Raw genomic sequence first — 20,223 nt, 5'->3', positions numbered from 1 at the left:
GAGGTCGTGGCAGGACATGCACAGCAGCACGGCACATACATCGGTTCTCGAAATCCGGAACCTGCACGCCCACATCGCAACGCCACGCGGCGTCGTACGGGCTGTCGACGACGTCTCCCTCACCATCGGCCGCGGGCAGGCACTGGGGGTAGTCGGGGAGTCCGGATCCGGCAAGTCGGTGATGGCCAAGGCGATCATGGGCATGCTGCCGGGGCGTTCAGGATGCTCCGGAGAGATCATCTTCCAGGGGCGCGATCTGCTCTCGCTCCCCCGGAAGGAGCGCGCGCAGATCTGGGGCAGGCACATCGCCATGGTGTTCCAGGATCCCGGCCGTTCACTCAACCCCGTCGTACGGGTGGAACGACAGCTCACCGAAGGGATGCGACGGCACCTAGGCCTCGGACGCGCGGAAGCACGGTCGCGAGCGGGGGAACTCCTCACGGAGGTCGGGGTGCCCGACCCCGAGCGGCGGTTGCGGTGTTACCCCCATGAGCTGTCCGGCGGCATGCGTCAGCGCGTGATGATCGCGATCGCCCTGGCGTGCCAGCCCGACCTGCTCATCGCCGACGAGCCGACGACAGCACTGGATGTGACCGTGCAGCGCCAGATTCTGGATCTGCTGCGCCGCGTCCAGACGGAACGGGGTACAGCCTTGATGCTGATCAGTCACGACCTCGCCGTGGTCGCGGGCAGGACGGATCGTACGGCGGTGATGTACGCGGGTCGGCTCGCCGAAGTCGGCACGACCGCTTCGGTGTTCAGGGCCCCGCGCCACCAGTACACGCACGCCCTGTTGGGAGCAGTGCCGACTCTCGACCACGAGCGGCACACACCGTTGCGGCTGATCCACGGAACGCTGCCGGACCCGGTCGCGCCACCGGCGGGCTGCCGCTTCGAGCCTCGTTGCACGGCGGCGCAGGCCCAGTGCGGCGAAGCGGACCCGGTGATGGCCGCCGTGGAGCACGATCACCAGGTCGCCTGCTGCGTTCCGGTCCCTGCGCCAGGGACACCACTGACCGGGGGTGATCTCGTTGGCCGGTAGCGGAACCGCCCATCTCCGCGGCGACGAGGCCTTGCTGACGGTTCGTGAGCTGGTCGTCGAGCACCCCACGGACGCCGGAACCGTGCAGGCGGTGTCCGGGGTGAGCTTCGACGTTCTGCCGGGTCAGACGCTGGGGATCGTGGGTGAGTCGGGCTGCGGCAAGTCCACGACGGGCCGGGCCGTCCTGCGCCTCGACCGTGCGACCAGCGGCACGATCACGTTCGACGGGGGTCGCATCGACCTCGCGAACGGCGCCCAGCTGCGCGCGTTGCGGCGCGACCTGCAGATGGTCTTCCAGGATCCCGTGGCTTCTCTGAACCCACGGCGCAGAGTGAAGGACATCGTCGCCGAAGGCCTGACCATCGCGGGCATGCCGGCCGCGGAACGATCCGCGAAGACAGCAACGGCCCTGTCACAGGTGGGTCTGGAGTACGACCGCTTCGCGGACATGATGCCGCGTCAGCTGTCCGGCGGGCAGGCGCAGCGGGTCGCGATCGCGCGGGCGCTCGCGCTCGGCCCAAAACTGCTGATCTGCGACGAACCGGTGTCCGCACTCGATGTCTCGGTGCAGGCGCAGACGCTCAACCTGATCGAGGAGATCAAGTCCGCGTACGCCCTGACGGTGGTCTTCATCGCTCATGACCTGGGGGTGGTGCGGGCGGTGAGCGACGACGTCTTGGTCATGTATCTCGGCAAGGTGTGCGAGGTGGGGGACGCCGAGGAGATCTACGAGCGCCCCGCCCACCCCTACACCCGTGCCCTCCTCGACTCCGTTCCCCTGATCGACACCGAACGAGGCTTCGCCGGGCCGGCGCTGGCGGGCGACATTCCCTCGCCGCTGTCGCCTCCCTCGGGCTGCCGCTTCCGTACCCGCTGCCCACTCGCTCAGGAGCGGTGCGTCACCCACGAACCCGAGCTGCGGCAGGTTCTCCAGGGCCGGCATGTCGCGTGCCACTTTCCGCTCGTGGACACGAGTACGGCGGACGAAAGCCCAGTCCGATGACGGGCGGCGGAAGCATCGCCGACGGCCGGACCCAATCCACGGATCTGCGCAGTCCGGGGCTCGAAACGATGCGGCAGGTCGCCTCCCTCGGGGCCCGGGCCGACGGAGCCGACCTGACTGACGGCGCGGACGGTGAGGACCTCATCGAGATCGGCCTGATCAACGTGCGGGCCATGCTCTGGGCGCGGAAGCCCGCCCGGAGGGTGCCGGCCGCGGATCCGGATCAACCACCGACACACAGGGAGCCGTGATGTCCCTCAACGGGCGCAACGCCGTCGTCACCGGCGGCGGGCGGGGAATAGGACGCGCAACGGCGATCGTGCTCGCCGAGCACGGTGCGGCGGTGGCGGTGTGGGACCGCGACGCCGACGGCGCGGACGAGACGGTCGACCGGATCAGGAAGGCCGGCAACATGGCGGTGGCCGTGATCGGCGACGCGTCCGTCAGCAAGGAGGTGACCGCCGCGGCGGATCGCACGCACGCCGAACTCGGTCCGGTCACCGTCCTCGTGAACAACGCGGGCATCTCGACCCATTCGCCGTTCATGAGCCTCACCGAGGAGGCCTGGGACCAGATGATCCAGGTCAACCTCAAGGGCCCCTTCCTCGTGACGCAGGCGTTCCTGCCCGACATGCTGGCCGCGGGGAGGGGCCGCATCATCAACATCTCGTCGTCGTCCGCTCAGACGGGCGCGCCGGACATGGCCCACTACGTCGCGTCCAAGGGCGGAGTGATCGGGCTCACCAAGGCGCTCGCCATCGAGTTCGCCGCCAAAGGCATCACCGTCAACAACATCCCGCCGGGAGTCGTCGACACCCCGCTGCTCAGGCAGGCGTTCGACCCCGACGAGGTCGCCGCGATGATGCCGATGAAGCGCGCGGGCCGGCCGGAGGAAATCGCCTACGCGGTGGCCTACCTGGCATCGGACGAAGCCGGATACGTCACGGGCCAGACGCTCAGCGTCAACGGCGGCCGCCACCTCGCATAGGAGGCACACCCATAGGACGCACACCCAGCGTTGCCCGAAACGATCAGCTAAAGGAAGCGACGCATGCCGGAGAACGGCTTTCGTCTTCGACACCATCGATCCCAGGCTCTCTGTGCTCGAAGGGATTCAGCGATACGCCTCCGTCGACCAGCCGCACCTGAAGGGGTTCGGCTGGTACGTCGAAGGGATCACCGAGGCGTACCGCTCGTTGAGGCGTCTCGGCATCGGGATGGTCGGCCAGCGCGACGAACCGGCCGTGGGCGACGGGCCGCCGACGGCGCCCAACTCACCGATGCCGATCTTCTTCACGGTGCCCGAGGACGCGGGCCTGCGCCACGAGTTCCTCCTCACCCGCCGGCTGACCGAACGTCACCGGAGACGACCTACCACCGCCAACCCCCACCTCCTGGTCACCGTACGGACCGCCACGGACGACTCCCACCCCCAGGTCAACCCACAGGCCATCACCAAGACTCTGCGCCGTCTCGGCCTGCAGATCACCCGCCTGCGCGTGGACCGCATCCTCGACGATGGAAACACACCCGGGATCCACTCCATCTCATCCGGCTCTTCGGACTGTCCCCCATCACGGCCATGAAATACCTCCGAGCGGCCCACCCCTCGGGCACACGCCCCGATCCCATCTCGGAATGACCCACCCGCCTTCACCAACAGCGCCCGAGCTGCCCGCCGACCGCACGTCCCTTGGCGGCTCAGCCAGTTGTCCGTGATCGCGGACGGTCCGATGATCAGCGACCTCGCAACGACTCTGCTGTCAGGTGCTCGGCGCAGGGCGCGCTCCGGTGCGCCCCGTACCACCGGCCGAGCGGCCGATCTTCCTGTTCGCCGTCCGACAGGCCCGGCAGAACCGGCAACGGGTGCCATCCGCACGGCAAGGTGGCAGATGTCCGCCGCAGACTCAGTCCTCGTCTTCGAGCCCGGTCCGTGCACGCGGATCCGGGGGCGGGACTCCGAACGGCCCGCTGTGCGCGGGTCCGTGTTCCCCTCCCACGCGTCCCGGGCCGCACGACCTCAGGAGCACACCTTGTCTCTGCTGTTCCCGGGCCCCACAGCAGACCCTTGCGAACTGCGCCGTTGATCACAAAGCGGGTCAGCGCGCATTGTATGAAGACAGCGTGATGCGGCAGCCGCACATCGCATGCTTTGGCTGCACTCTCGCCTTACAGCCAAGCAATCTCCACTTCTGCCGACGCCGGCGCGTCGCTTCACGGGCATCACTCTGCCCGTCGGGACGTGTCAAACTTTAATTCCGAACAGTTTTTCCGCATTTCGGAACGCAATTTTCTCCTTGGCTTCGCGTGGCAAAGCGACTCCCCGGAACCAGTCGGTTTGAGTTTTCATATCTGCAAACGGGTAGTCGGTTGCAAACATCACTCGATCCACGCTTATGAACTTCAGCAGGAGATCGAGCAGTTCAGTCTGAGGGAATGCGCTGGTTGTGAACCAGAAATTGTCATGGAAATACTGCTCGAACGGCTTGTCCAGGCTTTCCTCGGTCACTTCGCCCATCTTCTCCACGACGCGCTTGTAGAAGAACGGAAGGCCCTCTCCCATATGGCCGATGATAATCTGGAGCTTGGGATGCCTGTCGAATACCCCTGACGTGATCATGCGGAGGCACTGAGTAACGACTTCCTGGTGCCATCCATATGCAGAGATGCTGAGAACCTGGTCCTGGAACTCCTTCTGATATTCCGGCCGCATATTGCTGTAGTAGATTTGGAAAACCTCGTCAGGCGGCAGGCCCGGATGGATGTATATCGGCACATCAAGGGCTTCGGAGCGCGCCAGCAGGGGCTCAAAGTCGGGATGATCGAGGAATTTCGTCCCGATGATTCCATTGGTCAGACATCCCAGGAAGCCATCTTCCCGAACTGTGCGTTCCAGTTCGTCTGCCGAGGCCTCCGGATTCTGCAGAGGCAAGGTTGCAAATGCCTTGAACCGCCCCGGATAGGTGGCCATCGGTCCATCGACAAGCAACTTGTTGAGACGATAGGCAAAATCGATGCCCTTCTGACCTTTGACATTCTGCACACCTGGCGTATGTGCGGAGAGGATTTGAACGTTGAGCCCTGCCTCATCCATTGCACCGATGCGGCGCGGGCCGAGCTCGGCAAGACCGGTATCCTCGAGGAACAGCCTGTCGTTCAGCACCATCAACTCACGGGTGGAAAAGGTCTCTTCCGTGCCAATGAAGGGCAGGTCCTGGTCTCGCTGTGAAAAATCCGTAGTCTCGTTCGCTGCCGAGCGGGAGGCAATGGCATGCGTGGACAAGCCGGCACCAATGCCAAGTGCTGTCGTGCCGGCTAGAAAGCCGCGGCGTCCCGGCGTGAGGTGCTTCAGAGGGCTTGCGTTGGACTTCATGTCAGTTTCTCCTCAGGTGTTTGTGTGGTGCGGAATCCGTGCGGCATCCATTTGCAAGACACGACGGGTTACCTCGCTTATCCGGATGCCTACTTCCTACCGAGCGAACCTGAGACGACTGTTAATACGCTGCTCAGACCGGTTGGCCGAACCATGCGCCCGGCGCACGCACCAGCGTGGTGGCGTCGAGGTCCTGCCCGGTAGGCAAGGCCCGGGCGACACAGCCGTCGGGCCGGATGAGCAACGCGTCGACGTCCACCGGTCCGTGCGGGCGGCGCCCCTCACGCAGCGGGTCCGCCGACCGGGTCACCGCGGTGACGACGTCCGGGTCGGGCCGCGCCGGCGTCAACCTCGTGTCCGGGCACAGGGTGCCGACGAGCCGGTGGTCGTCGCCCAGGTCGTACCGGACGTCCATGCCGGCGAGCATGTCGGCGACGTACCGGTGGGCGTCGTCGAGGTCCATCAGGCCGGAGAACATCTCCCACAGAGCCCTCGTCCGCGGGTCGGGTCGCATCAGGGCGATCCGGGCCCGGGTGCTCTGCAGCAGGCGCGCCGCGACCGGATACCGTACGGCGGTGTACGTGTCGAGGATGTCCTCGCCGACCCAGCCGCCTACCACGGCCGCGAGCTTCCAGCCGAGATTCGCCGCGTCGACGATCCCGACGTTGAGGCCCTGACCGCCGACCGACGCGCACACGTGGGCCGAGCCCCCGGCCGGCAGGACCCGGCCCGTCCGGTACGTGGTCGCCTGCCGCGCGGTGTCGATCCAGCGGGTCCCGGACAACATCCAGAAACCTGCGGTGAGCGGTCGACTTGGATATGCCAAAGCACGGCGGCAGCGCCATGGACAGGCGTTTCACGTACCTGCATTCGGCGCTCGACAACCACTCCCGGCTCGCCTACTCCGAGGCCTTGGACGATGAGAAGGCCGTCACCGCGGTCGCCTTCTGGCACCGGGTCGTTGCCTCCTTCGCCGCCCACGGCATCACACCGATCCGCCGCTGCCTCACCGACAACGGCGCGTGCTACCGGTCTACGACCTGGGCTGACGTGCTCGCCGCGACCGGTACGAAGCCCAAGCGGGCCAGGCCGTACACGCCACGCATGAACGGGAAGGTGGAGAGGCATCACGGGACGCTCTCCCGCGAGCGGGCGTACGTCTGCGACTACACAACCGAGCGTGAACGCCGCGTCGCACTCGCGGAGTTCGTGAATCACTACAACCACCAGCAGCCGCACGCCGCGCTCGGCCGGCCGCCCATTCAGACGCCGGCCCGCCGCTCGCTCATCCTGTTGTCCCCGAAGCGATGGCGCTCGTCAGGTTTCCGGTCACCACGTGGGTGCAACGAGGCCACGAGTCGACGGGAGATCTCGGCAGCGCTCCACTGCACACGCGCCTTCAATTCCCGCTCACGCATGCATTCCTGTACGCCGCTCACCGAGAGCGCCGCGGTAGCGGCGCCGAACTCGATGACGGGAGCCGCCACGCAGGCAACACCGACGACGGCCTCGCTCCGCTCGGTGGCGTACCCGTGCTCGCGAATTCCCGCGAACGCCTCCGTCAGGGCCTGGCGGTTGGTGATGCTCGCCCCCGTCCTGCGGCACAGCCCGTCGGCCAGATAGCGCTCGATGAACTCCCTGGGCGCGTTGGCGAGGAGCACCTTGCCCACGGCGGTGCAGTGCGCGGGCATCCGCCCGCCGATCCGAGAGGGAAGCGACGGCGCGAGCGCTCCGGTCAGTTTTTCCAGGTACACGACGTCCTGCTCGTCCAGGACGGCCAGGTGGACAGCGTGTCCGGTCGTCGCGGCCAGCTCCTGCATGACCGGCCTGGCCACATCGCACAGGCCGGTACGCTGCACCACCAGACTGCCGAGTTCGAACATGCGCAGCCCGAGTGTGTACTTGTTGTCCGCACGCCGCACGCAGCGGGCGCTCACGAGTTGCTGCAGGATCCGATGGACGGAGGAACGGGGCAGCCCGCAGCGCGCGGCGATCTGCCCCAGCGAGAGTGTGCCGCCCGAGCGTTCGAAGGCGCCGAGAATCAGCACGACCCTGTCGACCATGCTTGAGGGGGCCTCGGACATGTGCGATCTCCTTGCGAACCGATGCGCGACGCCGACGGCACTACGGTGTGCCCCTCCCCTCGTTGTTCACCATCACGTCCAGACGGCCGGTCTCCGCGTCCGCGACGAGCTGTGTCACGGCCGCGGGATCGCTGACGTCGACCTGACGGGCCACTGCCTGTCCGCCCTTATCGACGATCTCGGCCGCTGTCTCCGCCGCGCCCCCGTAGTCGAGGTCGGAGACGGGGGCATGAGCCCCAGAATCGGCGAACACGACGGCCGTCTCCCACCCGATGCCGCTGCCGCCACCGGTGACGACCGCCGTACTTCCGGTCAGCCGGAATTCCTCCGCGAGGTCCATCTCCATCTTCTTCCGTATTGACATCGGCGCATCCGTTTCGGCCACGAAGCTGTCGATTCTTCCTCGGTTCTTCACGCACGCCAAAGGCAAGTTCGTCCGGTGGTTTGCTCCAACTTCGCGTCAGTCGGCACTGTTCACCGAAGGTGACGGAGACGGCATGGCCGTAGCCGTGGCCGGAATCGCTCTACACTCACAAAGATTAGACCGACCGGTCGATCCATACTAGAGTTATGACATCACCCAGTCCTCGCAGCACCGAAGATGTCAGGGCCCGGTACACACGGCCCCAAGCCTTCGGCGACCACCTGCGCATCAAGGAAGGCGACATCGTCCTCGTCCGGACAGGCCTCCTACTTCCTGGAGGGCGGCGTATCCAGCTGCCGCCCACCGGTACCCACTCTCGACCACGACGCGCCCTGCTTCTTCCACGAGCGCCGGGTCGCGGCCGCTGACCTGGCGTCGACGCACATGAACACCGTGCCGGTCCCGAGGAGTAGCGAGAGGACAGTGTGGCGAGCGCGGAAACCGACAGTTCTTCGCTGTGAGCGGCATACAGGGGGGGACACCCGCGACCGGCGGCCCTCCCGGAACGACCGCAGCGGGACATTCCCGGTACCCTTCCGGGGTGACGAAGCCCCCCGTATCGGACGAGCGGCGGCCCGCGAACGACGGGCCCAAGGCCGCTGCCCGCAACCGGACTGCCCTCGTCGCCGCTGCCCGGGAGATCTACGCAGAGCACGGTCTGGACGCTCCGCTGTCCGCGATAGCACGCCGGGCAGGCGTCGGGCAGGGCGTCCTCTACCGGCACTTTCCCGACCGTGACGCCGTGGCCGGTGCGGTGCTGGAAGAGAACGTACGACAGATCGAGCGGGCAGCAGCAGCCCCGGACGCGACCTCCGAGAGTGTTCTCGGGGTGCTGACCTGGCATCTGACGGAGTCGGCGGCTTTCATCAGCCTTTTGTGCGTGGACGGAACAGGCCGCGGCTCCAGGAACCTCGCGTACGCGACGGCCCTGTCCGAGCGGGTGGAGAGAGCCCTGGACGGGCACCTGCCGGACAGTGTCGGTGTCCCGCTGCGGGAGACGAGCGACCTCATGCTCGCCGTCGCCATGGTCTCCGGTGCCGTCACCGGCCCCACGCGCGAGCAGCGGGAGAGGCGGGCACTGGCGGCCTGGCGGCTGCTCGGCGTCACGGTGGGGCCGGTGCACCCCTTCAACGAGTGAACGGGCAACGCGTTTCAGCCGCCGTTGGACTGCCGGACGCCCTTCGCCAGCGCGTCGAAGGTGTACAGGTACCCTCCGGCCGGTCCGCTGACGGTCATGTACGCCGTCCGTGTGCCGGGCCTGATCGCCACGTTCGTCGCCGATTCGAGGCCCGCGGCGCGGCCGGGCACCTCGATGGTCGCCAAGCGCTCACCGTACTTGCTGTACACGATCATCGCGGGCCGGCCGTGCAGTGCCTGATAGAGGTTGCCGTCCGCGTCCACCGCGATCGAGTCGGTCTGGGCGAGGCCGCCGTCGACGCGGACGGCGGTGTGCCGAGACGTCACCTTCCCGCTTCCGTCGAGGCGGAGGTAGGAGATCCGGTTCTGGGTGAGTTCGCTGATCCACAGCCCTCGATAGTCGGCGTCGAATGAGATTCCGTTCGTCGCGGCCAGATGCTCGGCCAGGACAGTGGCCTTCCCGCCGTCACGGTCGATCCGCACCACGCGGCCCTGCTCCTTGCCCTCGGACAGGCCACGCAAGTCACTGAGGTACAGGTTGCCCTCCTCGTCGAAAGCGATGTCGTCGGGGTTCATCGGAACTCCATCGACATCGCCGGAGAAGAAGGTCCGGGGATCGCTGCCGTCCGGAGCCAGGCTCACGACCTCGCCATGGATGTACTCGGTCAGATAGAGCCGTCCGTCGTACGGGCTGAACTGCGCGGACGTGTAGGCCCCCCGGTCATCGGTGTGGAACGCCCGCGCGGTCTTCTTCTCGAGGTCGACGCGTATGACCTTCGGCGCGCCCGCCGGCGCGGTGACATCGACGACGAGCAGTCCGCCGTCCTTGTCGAAGGTCGGACCTTCCAGCAGAGTCATCCCGCTCTCTTCGTGACTCGTCGTCAGCCGCATGACCTTCTGAGCCGTGATGGTCCTGGACGTGCCGGGTGAAGCCTCGCTGCCGCCGGGGCCGGCTGTGTCCGTACCGCATCCGGTCAGGACCACTGTGCCGATCGTGGCAAGTACGGCAATGGGCCGGATCGCGAGTCGTCGCATGGGGGGATCGCTCTTCCTGTCGAGGGACGAGGGCCGGGTGCGGGGCCGGTGTCAGGGAGTTCCTGCGCCAGAGGGAGCGCCTTTCGGCCGGACAGTGCGCCCCATCACCCCAACCGGACACCATTGTCCGGTAGTTGTTACCGTAACGGAAGGTCGCCTCGCTCGCGTGGCGGTCCGCGCATCTGCACGCCCACAGGATCGAGGCCCCCCACGTGACGATTCCGCCCGCCCCGACCCGCGCCGAACTCATCGCGCTGAGGCAGCGTTACCGCCTCGAACGCGAGCGGCGCGTACAGCCCGACGGTGCCGGCCAATACCGCTCCACCGACGCCGAGTTCAGCTACTACGCGGCCGATCCGTACACAGCGGCAGGCGAACGGGCGCCAATGCACGACACGGTCGACGTCGCCGTGATCGGCGGTGGATTCGGCGGCATCCTCGCCGGTGCGCGCATCCGGCAAGAGGGCGTGGAACGCGTCCGAGTCATCGACAAGGGCGGTGACTTCGGGGGCACTTGGTACTGGAACCGGTACCCGGGCATCCACTGCGACGTCGAGTCGCACGTCTATATGCCGATGCTCGACGAAACCGCATACGTGCCGCAGTGGAAGTACTCCCCCGGCGAGGAGATCCGCCGCCACGCGGTACGGATCGCACGGAAGTTCAGCCTCTATGAGGATGCCCTGTTCTCCACCACGGTCATCTCACTGACCTGGGACGAGGCATCCGAGACATGGACCGTGGCCACCGACCGCGGCGACGTGTTCCGAGCGACGTACGTCGTCACCGCCACCGGGACCCTTTCGGAACCGAAGCTCCCCGGGATACCTGGCATTGAGAACTTCACGGGACATACGTTCCACACGTCGCGGTGGGACTACGCCTACACCGGCGGCACCCCGGACGGCGGCATGACCGGCCTCGCGGACAAGCGGGTGGGCATCGTCGGCACCGGTGCCACCGGAATCCAGGTAGTTCCGATGCTGGCCCAGGATGCCGGACACGTCTACGTCTTCCAGCGCACCCCCTCCACCGTGGACGTGCGCGCCAACCGACGCACCACTGCGGACGATGTCGGCGCCGACCGCGACGGCTGGGCCCGCGAGCGTCGCGAGAACTACCTCCGTATCGTCTCCGGCGAGACAGCCGAAGAGGACCTCGTGGCGGACCAGTGGACGAGGTCAGCGGGCCTCTTGGAGAAGCTGCTGCCGAGCTTCCGCCGGCAGGGCGACCAGGGCAACCGGACGGCATTCGAAGCCGCCTACGAGATCTCCGACGCCGCCAAGATGAACGAGCTCCGTGCCCGCGTCGAGGAGATCGTCACCGACCCGGACACGGCCGCCAAGCTCAAACCCTGGTACCGGTATGCCTGCAAGCGCCCCACGTTCTCCGACAGGTACTACCCGGCCTTCAATCGCGCCAACGTCACCCTGGTCGACACTTCGGACACCCACGGCATCGAGCGCATCGCCGAACACGGCGTTGTGGTCGGAGGCACCTCATACGAACTCGACTGCCTGATCTTCGCCACAGGGTTCTCCGTCGGGACCTCCGGCATCTACTCCGGCAAACTGCCCGTCCACGGCCGAGGCGGCTACCAGTTGCTGCACGCCTGGGCAGAACGGGGTCCGCGTACTCTGCATGGCTTCACCAGCAACGGTTTCCCGAACCTGATCCATATGGGATCCCTGCAGAACGCCAGCAGCGTCAACTTCACCCATGTCCTTGACGAGCAGGCCGTTCACGCCGCCGCCTTGGTCGCGGCGGCCGAAGCCAAGAGCGCCCTCATCGAGCCGCACCGCGACACGGAGGACGCCTGGATCGCCACTCTCGCCGAGGGTTCCCCCGACCACGAGTGGTTCCACGCCGAATGCACCCCCGGCTACTACAACCGGGAAGGACGCGGCCGGCCCAACGGCCCGACCGCCTATCCCCACGGCGCAGTCGCCTTCCACGAACTCCTCAAGCGATGGCGCGAAGAGTCCGTGAACGAGATCCTCCAGCCCAGGACCTCCTGAACAGCTCGTTGGCGTCGAATCACCGAGCAACAACGGAGACGGACTTGTCTTCAAAGGGCACCGTTTCATCGCGATAGCCGAAGTGGCCGGAAGCCCGACCTGCGTCGGACCCGGATCAGCGATCAGCGATCAGCGATCAGCGGGCATACAGACCGTCCAGGCGTCCGCGTGCGAGAACGGGTCCGCCGGCCGCGGCGAACACGGACCGGGGCCGGGCGGCATCGAGGGCGGTTCCGACCTCGGCCGAGGTGATGGCGGCGGGTAGCGCGAAGAGCTGGAAGACGTACCTGTGCGGGCCATGACCCTTGATCGGTTTGGGTCCCATGTAGCCCTGGCCCATTCCGGAGCGCAGTACCCGAAGGCCCGGGACCGTACTGCCCGCGTTGAGCGCTCCGACAGGAAGCGTGCCGAGCTCGGGCGGCACCAGGGCGACACAGTGCACGAACGGGCTGCGGGTGGGGGTGTCGACATCCTGAACGACCAGCAGGAGCTGCACGGCGTCCGGGGAGACGCCGGTCCAGGCGAGCGAGGGGGACAGATTCTGTCCGCCGGCCCGCCGACCGATGTGGGACACGGGGATCGTGCCGTCGTGACGGAAGTCGGCGCTCCGCAGGTCGAGGGTCTCGGGCCCGGCCAGGGCCGGGAGGTTCCATGCGAGGCGCACTTCGCCGGCGCGCACGTGCTTGAGCAGCGTTCCCAGGATTGCCATGTGCCGTCCTCATGATCAGTCGCGGTGATGTGGCGTGGGCATGGACCGCTCGCCCGGCCCCGCATCGCCATCGTGAACTATAGATCCTCATGTGATACTGAATCTCATCAATGAAATTGCGACTCAGTCGTGAATCTGTAGTTCGCGGTGAGGTGCGCGGTTCATGCCAGAACGTCGATCGTCACCAGGAGCGTTGTCATGAGTGATCGTGTGGAGACGGACCTCAAGGGCCGAACAGTCGTGGTCACGGGCGCGAGTTCCGGGATCGGCACCGCTGCCGCCCGGCGCTGCGCCGAACTGGGAGCCGAGGTGGCGGTAGTCGGCCGGTCGCCGGAAAAGACCGCCGCCGTGGCCCGGGAGATCGGCGCCCAGGCCCACCTGGTGAACTACGACAGCCTGGACGACGTACGCCGGCTGGCCACCGAGCTGCTGTCCCGCTACCCCCGGATCGACGTCCTCGCCAACAACGCGGGCGGGTTCTTCACCACCCGCAGGGAGAGCACCGAGGGGCACGAGCTGACCTTCCAGGTCAACGTCCTGGCCCCGTTCCTGCTGACGAACCTGCTGCTGGAGCGGCTGACCGGGAACCCGCACGGAGCCCGGGTGATCAACACGGCCAGCATGGACCACCGCAAGGGACACCTGGACCTGGACGACCTGAACACCGTCCGCGGCAGCTACAAGTGGCGGACCGTCTACTCCACGGCCAAGCTCGGCACAGTCGTCCTCACCCGCGAACTCGCCCGCCGGACCCAGGACACCGCCGTGACGACGGCCTGCTTCCACCCGGGCGTCGTGGCCAGTGACGTAGCCCGGGACAGCGCGGTGATGCGGGCACTCGTACGGACGCCGCTGGCCAGGAAGCTGATGTCCACTCCCGAACAGGGCGCCGAGCCGCTGGTCCGCCTGGCCACCACCCCGGACGCCCTCGCGCTCGACGGCGCCTACTTCAACCGCTTCGAGCGGGAGGAGTCCAAGAACGCGCAGGCGGCCGACGCCGCTCTGGCCCAATGGCTGTGGGAGCGCTCCGCGGAACTCACCGGCCTGACGTCGGCACCAGGCGTCTGAAGGCCAAGCCTCGGTCGCGGATCTGGACTAACGCGTGTCACTAATGCGCGTCACTGGCTAGCATGAGCTGCGGTCACCCCGAGCGCCGAACCCTCGGGCGCCATGTCGACCCGGAAGTGCGCGACTTCGACCTGACCCGAGTGCGATTCGCCCGGCAGCCACCACCGGCAGGCGGGTCACCGAAGACGGGGCGCGATCATGCGGGCTCGGTCGCTCGCCGTTCAGTCAGCAGGTCCAAGGAGTGGGTCATGCCGGTCACCGCCTCTGTGGAGATACCTCAAGGGAAGCTGGAAGGGCGGGTGTTGGAAGAGGGCGGGGTGCTGTTCGCCGGTATCCCGTTCGCGCAGCCGCCCACCGGACCGCGGCGCTTTCGGCCGCCGCAGCCGCCGCGGCCGTGGACCGGCACACGCGACGCGTCGGTCTTCGGCCCGCCGCCGCCCCAGAACCCGGGCCTCTCACTCCCGCCCGACACGGTCTGCTCAGAGGACTGTCTGCATGTGAACATCTGGACGCCGGACGTGGCGGGCCTCCGGCCCGTCATGGTCTGGATCTACGGCGGCGCCTTCGAATCGGGCAGCGCCGCACCACCGGTCACCGACGGCGAGCGGCTGATGCACAGCGGTGACATCGTCGTCGTGAGCTTCAACTACCGCGTCGGAGCGCTGGGGTTCGTGCATCTGGCCGGAGCCGGCGACGAGTCGTGGTCCGACGCCACCAATCTGGGGCTGCAGGACCAGGTCGCGGCTCTGGGCTGGATACGCGACAACATCGCCCGCTTCGGCGGCGACCCGGGCAACGTCACTATCTTCGGCGACTCCGCCGGAGCCGGTGCGGTGGGCTGCCTGCTGGCCATGCCGACCGCGCGGGGCCTGTTTCAGCGCGCAGTGATGATGAGTCCGCCGATCTCCCGGATCTACGCGCCTTCCACAGCGGAACGCCTGACCGCGGACCTGTTCGACGCGGTCGGCGTTCGGCGGCCCGAAGAACTCGCGAAGGCCCCGGTCGAGCGCATATTGGCCGCCCAGTCTGTGGTCGTCTCCTCCGACATGGGGACCCGTGTCCTCCCCGGCGGACGGTCGTGGGGACCGGTGCTGGACGGAACCGTCCTGCCCCGCACCCCGCTGCAGGCCGCCGAAGCCGGCCTCACGGCCGACGTGCCGCTGCTGATTGGCGCGAACCGCGACGAGATGCTGATGTTCGAGCAGTTCGACGGGATACCGCGTGTCGCCGACGCCGTGCGGGCCGATATGGCCGCCGCGGTCGGAGAGGCCGCCGCGCAAGACCTCTGGGACAGCTACGAGGCGGCCGAGCCCGATGGCACGGCTGCCCGGCTGCGCCTGCGGTTCCTGAGCGACTACGTCTACCGGATCCCGGCCTCGCGCATGGCCGACGCCCATACCCGGGCCGGCGGCAGCGCCCATCAGTACCTGTTCGCGGCGGACCTGCCGGTCGTCGGTGCGGGCCACGGCACCGAAGTGGCCCTCGTCTTCGGCACCTACGACACTGCCGACGGCCTGCTTGCGCCGGTGTACGACCAGTGGCCCGAATCCGCCGCGCTCAGCGCGGAGTTGATGACCGCCTGGACTGCTTTCGCCGGCTCCGGCGACCCCGGGTGGGCGCCCCACGCACCCGAAACCGCCGATGTACGGGTCTTCGGTGCGACCGGCCCGACCACAGAACCACCCGCCCACACCCGCAAGGCCTGGCAACTGGCCACACACCACGCCACAGTCCCTGATGGAAGTCCGCTCAGCGACCCCTTCGGGACGGCTCGACGGGACTAGGCGGGCTGCGCGGGCGGACCACGGCTGAGTGCGGTCGCGCAGGTCCGCACCGCCGCCATCACGCGCCCGTGTCACTGACCGGTCGCGGAGCCCAGCCGGGCAAGGCCGTGGAGGACGATAGGCCTGCGGCCCGTCCGGACTGAGCAGGGCATCGGCACCGAACTCGCTGCCGTACGACGGTAGTTGCCGGTCCCTGTCGTCCCGTACCCCCTGCGAAGCCGCCGTCGGCGTTGTCCGTCCGCAGAGGTATCGGCAGGACTGAACCCGGTCCGCCTGCCACCCGCCACCGACGCGCCGTTACCCGAACGTTACGAACCGGCGTCTTGTTGCCGTCGCGTTGCCGACCTAACTTGCTAACGCGCGTCACTAACGCGCGTAAGTCTCTGATCGCCTCAGCGTCCCGTCCGCTTCGGCTGCCATCACGAGTGGCGTGTCGAGGAGCTCGACCGATTCGGACCTCCCCGAATGTCCGACGACGCAGCACCCGCAACCACCCCTCCGCTCCACACGCAGGAAAGGCCGCCATGCTCGACAAGACGATCTCCCCACCCCCCGCGGAAGAAACGACGACCCGCTTCGGCGCACGCCATGTGCTCGTACTGCTCGCCCTGTTCCTGACCGTCGCCCTGAACCCGATCGTCGGCCTGGTGAGCGGCAACGCGCAGGCCGAGATCGCGATCCACTTCCACACCACCGAGCTCGCCTGGTTCACCCTGACCGGCGCGCTGGTCGGAACGTTCATGCTGCCGTTCGTGGTCAAGGCCGCCGGTATGTACGGCAAGAAGCGCGTGATCGTCATCGTCACCGCGCTCGGCCTGGTTGGTGACCTCATCGCCGCCCTGGCGACGAGCTACGACATCCTCCTCCTGGGCCGGGGCATCGCGGGCATCTACGGCGCGGCCGCGGCCGTGGCCTACGCGGCGGCGCGCGACGTGTTCCCCCGCCCGCTGGTCGGGCCGGCGAGCGCGCTGCTCGCGGGCAGCGTCGGCATCGTCGGCGTCGGAGGCCCGTTCCTGTCGGGGTGGCTCATCGACACCTGGGGTTTCCGTGGGGCGCTGTGGTTCATGGTGGTCGCCACCGCCGTGAGCCTGGTGATCCTGCTGGCCTTCCTGCCCGAGAGCCCGGTCCGCGAGGCACGTGTCCGGATGGACTGGCTGGGCGGGATCCTGCTGGGCGGCGGTCTCACCGCGATCGCCTACGGGGTCGGCGAGGGCTCGGAGTGGGGCTGGACCAGCGGCGAGTTCTTCGCCTTCCTCATCGGAGGCCTGGTCGCACTGCTCGCCTTCGGGATCACCCAGACCCGGGTCTCCAACCCGCTGTTCCCGATGAAACTGCTGGCCCGACGCCAGGTCTGGTCGGTCCTGCTCGCCACCGGAGTCGCCGCCGGCGCGCTGTACTCCGTGGGCGTCGTGATGATGCTCCTCGCGCTCATGCCGAAGATCCCCGGCCTCTCCGAGGGCCTCGGCTGGACGGCGACACACAACGCCGTGGTGACCGCCCCCATCAGCGCCGTGATCATCGCGGCGGCCATCGCGAGCGGTGTGCTGGCCCGCCGGGTCGACCCTCGGTTCCTGCTGGGCATCGGCGGTGTCCTGACCACCATCGGGTACGGGATCGGGGCCAACTTCCACGCGTCAGCGGGTCAGATCATCTCCTGGGGCGTGATCAGCGGCATCGGGATGGGCATGGTCGTCTCCTCCGTCCCGATCCTGATCATCTCGGCCGTGTCCCCCCAGGAGCAGGCGCTGGGCAACGGTGCGCAGGCCATGGTGCAGGGCGTCGCGCAGGTGATCATCTCCCAGCTCGTCTTCGTGGTCATGGCCAGGGACGGCATGGTGATGAAGGGGACGCAGTTCTACAGCGACTCCGGCTTCAGCAACGGATTCTGGCTGGTCGCCGGCTGCTGTGCGGCCGGAACCCTGCTGGTGCTGCTGATCCCGAAGGCCAAGAAGCTCGACGAAGTCGAAGTAGGCCAAGCAGCTTGACCTCGTTCCCCGGTGGGCTCCGCACTGTCGGAGTCCGCCGGGCGGAATCGGCTCCCGATGTGCTCACGAAAGTGCTCCCGAAGTAAGGACGTTCCCTTGATCCGCGTTTCCTTCAACGACGACTGGCAGTCCAGGCCGAAGGTGAACCCCTTCGCCGAGCTGGGCGGCCACTCGATCCCGTTCCAGCCGGTGACCGTCCCCCACGACGCGATGATCGAGCGGGAGCGTGTCGCCAGTGCGGAGGGCGGTGCCGGCGCCTACTTCCCCGGCGGGACCTTCGAGTACCGCAAGACCTTCCACGTGCCCGAGGAGTACCGGGGCAAGCGGATCCTCATCGAGTTCGAGGGCGTCCACCGCGACGCGACCGTCCACATCAACGGCGACTACGCCGGCCAACGCCCGTACGGCTACTCGCAGTTCCTCATCGACGCCGACCGTTTCCTGCGCTTCGGCGAGGACAACGAGATCCGCGTCGAGGCCCGCGCCCACCGCGACTCCCGCTGGTACACCGGCGCGGGCATCTACCGCGACACCTGGCTGCTCGTCGGCGGTCTCGTACGGATCTCGCCCGACGGCGTCCGCGTCACCACCCCGGACATCGACGGCGAGCGGGCCGTGGTCGAGGTCGCGACACGGGTCGAGAACGACTCGATCGCGATCCGGACCGTCGATGTCCGCACCGAGATCCGCGACGGCGACGGAGCAGTGGTCGCGAACGACTTCTCACGGATCACCGTGCTGCCCGGCGAACCCGCCGTCGGCCGACAGCGTCTCTACGTCGACGATCCGTCCCTGTGGAGCCCGGACTCCCCCGCCCTGTACACCGTCGGCGTTACCCTGACGGACGGCGACGACGACGTGGACACCGAGACCGTCACCTTCGGTATCCGCTCACTGCGCCTCGACCCCCGTCACGGCCTGCGCGTCAACGGCGAGACGGTCAAGCTGCGCGGCGCCTGTGTCCACCACGACAACGGGGTGCTGGGCGCGGCGACTTACGCCCGCGCCGAGGAACGCCGCGTCCAACTCCTCAAGGACGCCGGGTTCAACGCTATCCGCATGTCCCACAACCCCATGAGCAAGGGGATGTTGGACGCCTGCGACCGCCTCGGTGTGCTCGTGGTGGACGAGGCCTTCGACATGTGGACGTCGGGCAAGAACGAGTTCGACTACAGCCTGGACTTCCCCGAGTGGTGGGAGCGGGACATCGAGGCGATGGTCGTGAAGAACTTCAACCACCCCAGCGTCATCATGTACTCGATCGGCAACGAGATCCCCGAGACCGGCTCGGCGGCCGGCTCCGCCTGGGGCCGCAAACTCGCCGAGAAGGTCCGCTCGTTGGACAGCACCCGGTACGTCACCAACGGGATCAACGGGATGCTCGCCGTCATGGCCGACCTGGCGTCGATGCGGAAGCAGTCGGCCGCGAAGGTCGACGAGGGCGCCGGTATCAACACCCTCATGGCCGACCCGGCACAGGGCATGAACGCGATCGGCGCCTCGGAACTGGTGACCCGGCGCACCGCGGAGTCCTTCGCCATCCTGGACGTCGCCGGCATGAACTACATGGAGGCCCGGTACGCAGGCGACAAGGACCTGTTCCCGAACCGGATCGTCATCGGTACCGAGTCCTTCACCACCCGGATCGACGGGATCTGGGGCCTGGTCAAGCAGCACAGCCAGGTCATCGGCGACTTCGCCTGGACCGGCTGGGACTACCTCGGCGAGGTCGGCATCGGTCGCCCCCAGTACCTCACCCCCGACACCCCGCGAGCCTCCTTCGCCGCGCCGTACCCGCATCTGCTGGCGGAGACCGGTGACATCGACATCACCGGCCACCGGCGGCCCGCCTCCTACTACCGCGAGACCGTCTTCGGTCTGCGCACCGAGCCGTACATCGCGGTCCGCCGCCCCGAGCACCACGGCAAGACCTGGGCCGGCACCCCGTGGGCGTGGAGCGACTCGATCGCCTCCTGGACCTGGCCCGGCGCCGAGAACGCGCCGATCGCCGTCGAGGTCTACAGCGACGCCGACGAGGTCGAACTCCTCGTCAACGGAAGCTCGTTGGGGCGGCAGCCGGTGGGCGAGGACCACCGTTTCCGCACCGAGTTCGACACCGCGTACGAGCCAGGCGAACTCCTCGCCATCGCCTACCGGGACGGCACCGAGACCGGCCGTACGACCCTCCGCTCGGCGACCGGGCCTGTACGGCTGCGCGCCGAGGCGGACCGACCGGTCGTCACGGCCGACGGCGGCGACCTCGCGTACGTCACCCTCACCCTGACCGATGCCGACGGCACCGTGCACACCGCCGCCGACCGCCCGGTGAGCCTCGAAGTCTCCGGTGCGGGCACGCTGATCGGGTTCGGCAGCGCCGTCCCGTCGACCGAGGAGCGCTTCGACGCCAAGGAGCGGCAGACGTACGAGGGCCGGGTCCTCGCGGTCGTGCGCCCGACCGGAACGGGCGAGATGCGTCTCACCGCCGGTGCCCCGGAGTGCGAACCGGTCGAGGTCGTCGTCACCGTCGAGTAGGCCGTCGGACAGACCCAGGCACATATGCG

Annotated in this window: 17 protein-coding genes and 2 pseudogenes; 12 read left to right on the top strand and 7 right to left on the bottom strand. The window is 67.8% G+C overall.

Annotated features, from left to right (window positions below):
* Positions 1–16 precede the first annotated feature (16 nt).
* From ACFWXQ_RS24595 to ACFWXQ_RS24575, 5 genes are all read left to right on the top strand, one after another.
* Entirely contained in the window at positions 17–1,042 is a 1,026-nt protein-coding gene (locus ACFWXQ_RS24595; protein WP_383946194.1) for an ABC transporter ATP-binding protein, read from the top strand.
* Positions 1,032–2,045, top strand: coding sequence for an ABC transporter ATP-binding protein (locus tag ACFWXQ_RS24590; protein ID WP_383946197.1), 1,014 nt, complete (start codon positions 1,032–1,034; stop codon positions 2,043–2,045). The genes ACFWXQ_RS24595 and ACFWXQ_RS24590 overlap by 11 nt, the downstream gene beginning before the upstream one ends.
* Positions 2,042–2,296, top strand: coding sequence for a hypothetical protein (locus ACFWXQ_RS24585; protein ID WP_383946200.1), 255 nt, complete (start codon positions 2,042–2,044; stop codon positions 2,294–2,296). The genes ACFWXQ_RS24590 and ACFWXQ_RS24585 overlap by 4 nt, the downstream gene beginning before the upstream one ends.
* Positions 2,296–3,033 carry an SDR family NAD(P)-dependent oxidoreductase gene (locus ACFWXQ_RS24580; RefSeq protein ID WP_383946202.1) on the top strand — a complete coding sequence of 246 codons (738 nt, stop codon included), beginning with the start codon at positions 2,296–2,298 and terminating at the stop codon, positions 3,031–3,033. The genes ACFWXQ_RS24585 and ACFWXQ_RS24580 overlap by 1 nt, the downstream gene beginning before the upstream one ends.
* A gap of 112 nt (positions 3,034–3,145) precedes the next feature.
* A complete protein-coding gene (locus tag ACFWXQ_RS24575; protein WP_383946205.1) occupies positions 3,146–3,631 on the top strand; it encodes a hypothetical protein in 486 nt (161 codons plus the stop codon).
* Between the two features lie 659 nt (positions 3,632–4,290).
* Here ACFWXQ_RS24575 and ACFWXQ_RS24570 read toward each other — a convergent pair.
* The 3 genes and pseudogenes from ACFWXQ_RS24570 to ACFWXQ_RS24560 form a co-directional block, all read right to left on the bottom strand.
* Positions 4,291–5,418, bottom strand: a complete 1,128-nt coding sequence (locus ACFWXQ_RS24570; protein ID WP_383946208.1) for an amidohydrolase family protein — start codon at positions 5,416–5,418, stop codon at positions 4,291–4,293.
* 133 nt (positions 5,419–5,551) lie between these two features.
* A complete protein-coding gene (locus ACFWXQ_RS24565) occupies positions 5,552–6,139 on the bottom strand; it encodes an FAD-dependent monooxygenase (protein WP_386269196.1) in 588 nt (195 codons plus the stop codon).
* Positions 6,126–6,260: pseudogene (locus ACFWXQ_RS24560) on the bottom strand (IS5/IS1182 family transposase); the annotation flags it as partial. The pseudogene ACFWXQ_RS24560 and the gene ACFWXQ_RS24565, both read right to left, overlap by 14 nt.
* On the opposite strand from ACFWXQ_RS24560, the pseudogene ACFWXQ_RS24555 reads away from it, so the two are divergent.
* Positions 6,238–6,660 (top strand): annotated as a pseudogene (locus ACFWXQ_RS24555) (DDE-type integrase/transposase/recombinase); the annotation flags it as partial. The pseudogenes ACFWXQ_RS24560 and ACFWXQ_RS24555 overlap by 23 nt on opposite strands.
* Before the next feature lie 20 nt (positions 6,661–6,680).
* On the opposite strand, the gene ACFWXQ_RS24550 reads toward ACFWXQ_RS24555, so the two are convergent.
* Positions 6,681–7,502, bottom strand: a complete 822-nt coding sequence (locus tag ACFWXQ_RS24550; RefSeq protein ID WP_383946210.1) for an IclR family transcriptional regulator — start codon at positions 7,500–7,502, stop codon at positions 6,681–6,683.
* Between the two features lie 40 nt (positions 7,503–7,542).
* Complete coding sequence (locus ACFWXQ_RS24545; protein ID WP_383946214.1) at positions 7,543–7,866, bottom strand: SDR family NAD(P)-dependent oxidoreductase; 324 nt, start codon at positions 7,864–7,866, stop codon at positions 7,543–7,545.
* Between the two features lie 601 nt (positions 7,867–8,467).
* Here ACFWXQ_RS24545 and ACFWXQ_RS24540 point away from each other — a divergent pair.
* Entirely contained in the window at positions 8,468–9,064 is a 597-nt protein-coding gene (locus ACFWXQ_RS24540; RefSeq protein WP_386269143.1) for a TetR family transcriptional regulator, read from the top strand.
* 14 nt (positions 9,065–9,078) lie between these two features.
* Here the strand turns inward: ACFWXQ_RS24540 and ACFWXQ_RS24535 are convergent, their stop codons facing one another.
* A complete protein-coding gene (locus tag ACFWXQ_RS24535; RefSeq protein WP_383957186.1) occupies positions 9,079–10,098 on the bottom strand; it encodes an SMP-30/gluconolactonase/LRE family protein in 1,020 nt (339 codons plus the stop codon).
* Positions 10,099–10,310: 212 nt separating this feature from the next.
* On the opposite strand from ACFWXQ_RS24535, the gene ACFWXQ_RS24530 reads away from it, so the two are divergent.
* On the top strand, positions 10,311–12,116 hold the full coding sequence (locus ACFWXQ_RS24530; protein ID WP_386269140.1) for a flavin-containing monooxygenase: 1,806 nt from the start codon (positions 10,311–10,313) through the stop codon (positions 12,114–12,116).
* Between the two features lie 136 nt (positions 12,117–12,252).
* Here ACFWXQ_RS24530 and ACFWXQ_RS24525 read toward each other — a convergent pair whose 3' ends face one another.
* A complete protein-coding gene (locus ACFWXQ_RS24525; RefSeq protein ID WP_383956107.1) occupies positions 12,253–12,825 on the bottom strand; it encodes a YbhB/YbcL family Raf kinase inhibitor-like protein in 573 nt (190 codons plus the stop codon).
* A gap of 198 nt (positions 12,826–13,023) precedes the next feature.
* On the opposite strand from ACFWXQ_RS24525, the gene ACFWXQ_RS24520 reads away from it, so the two are divergent.
* From ACFWXQ_RS24520 to ACFWXQ_RS24505, 4 genes are all read left to right on the top strand, one after another.
* Positions 13,024–13,893 (top strand): SDR family NAD(P)-dependent oxidoreductase, encoded by an 870-nt coding sequence (locus ACFWXQ_RS24520; RefSeq protein ID WP_383956104.1) that lies wholly within the window; start codon positions 13,024–13,026, stop codon positions 13,891–13,893.
* 248 nt (positions 13,894–14,141) lie between these two features.
* On the top strand, positions 14,142–15,677 hold the full coding sequence (locus tag ACFWXQ_RS24515) for a carboxylesterase/lipase family protein (protein WP_383956101.1): 1,536 nt from the start codon (positions 14,142–14,144) through the stop codon (positions 15,675–15,677).
* Between the two features lie 524 nt (positions 15,678–16,201).
* Complete coding sequence (locus tag ACFWXQ_RS24510) at positions 16,202–17,662, top strand: MFS transporter (RefSeq protein ID WP_386269138.1); 1,461 nt, start codon at positions 16,202–16,204, stop codon at positions 17,660–17,662.
* A gap of 96 nt (positions 17,663–17,758) precedes the next feature.
* Complete coding sequence (locus ACFWXQ_RS24505) at positions 17,759–20,194, top strand: glycoside hydrolase family 2 TIM barrel-domain containing protein (protein WP_386269136.1); 2,436 nt, start codon at positions 17,759–17,761, stop codon at positions 20,192–20,194.
* Positions 20,195–20,223 lie beyond the last annotated feature (29 nt).

Source organism: Streptomyces sp. NPDC058697 (genome assembly GCF_042715345.1).
Taxonomy (GTDB): Bacteria; Actinomycetota; Actinomycetes; order Streptomycetales; family Streptomycetaceae; genus Streptomyces; species Streptomyces liliifuscus.
The sequence above is the reverse complement of the archived record's forward strand: the minus strand, read 5'-3'. Positions and strand labels throughout refer to the sequence as shown.

Bases quoted from the DNA above. Each gene is read 5' to 3' on its own strand.
- ACFWXQ_RS24595 (WP_383946194.1), top strand. From the start codon at position 17: ATGCACAGCAGCACGGCACATACATCGGTTCTCGAAATCCGGAACCTG.
- ACFWXQ_RS24585 (WP_383946200.1), top strand. From the start codon at position 2,042: ATGACGGGCGGCGGAAGCATCGCCGACGGCCGGACCCAATCCACGGAT.
- ACFWXQ_RS24580 (WP_383946202.1), top strand. From the start codon at position 2,296: ATGTCCCTCAACGGGCGCAACGCCGTCGTCACCGGCGGCGGGCGGGGA.
- ACFWXQ_RS24570 (WP_383946208.1), bottom strand. From the start codon at position 5,418: ATGAAGTCCAACGCAAGCCCTCTGAAGCACCTCACGCCGGGACGCCGC.
- ACFWXQ_RS24550 (WP_383946210.1), bottom strand. From the start codon at position 7,502: ATGTCCGAGGCCCCCTCAAGCATGGTCGACAGGGTCGTGCTGATTCTC.
- ACFWXQ_RS24545 (WP_383946214.1), bottom strand. From the start codon at position 7,866: ATGTCAATACGGAAGAAGATGGAGATGGACCTCGCGGAGGAATTCCGG.
- ACFWXQ_RS24535 (WP_383957186.1), bottom strand. From the start codon at position 10,098: ATGCGACGACTCGCGATCCGGCCCATTGCCGTACTTGCCACGATCGGC.
- ACFWXQ_RS24525 (WP_383956107.1), bottom strand. From the start codon at position 12,825: ATGGCAATCCTGGGAACGCTGCTCAAGCACGTGCGCGCCGGCGAAGTG.
- ACFWXQ_RS24520 (WP_383956104.1), top strand. From the start codon at position 13,024: ATGAGTGATCGTGTGGAGACGGACCTCAAGGGCCGAACAGTCGTGGTC.
- ACFWXQ_RS24515 (WP_383956101.1), top strand. From the start codon at position 14,142: ATGCCGGTCACCGCCTCTGTGGAGATACCTCAAGGGAAGCTGGAAGGG.
- ACFWXQ_RS24510 (WP_386269138.1), top strand. From the start codon at position 16,202: ATGCTCGACAAGACGATCTCCCCACCCCCCGCGGAAGAAACGACGACC.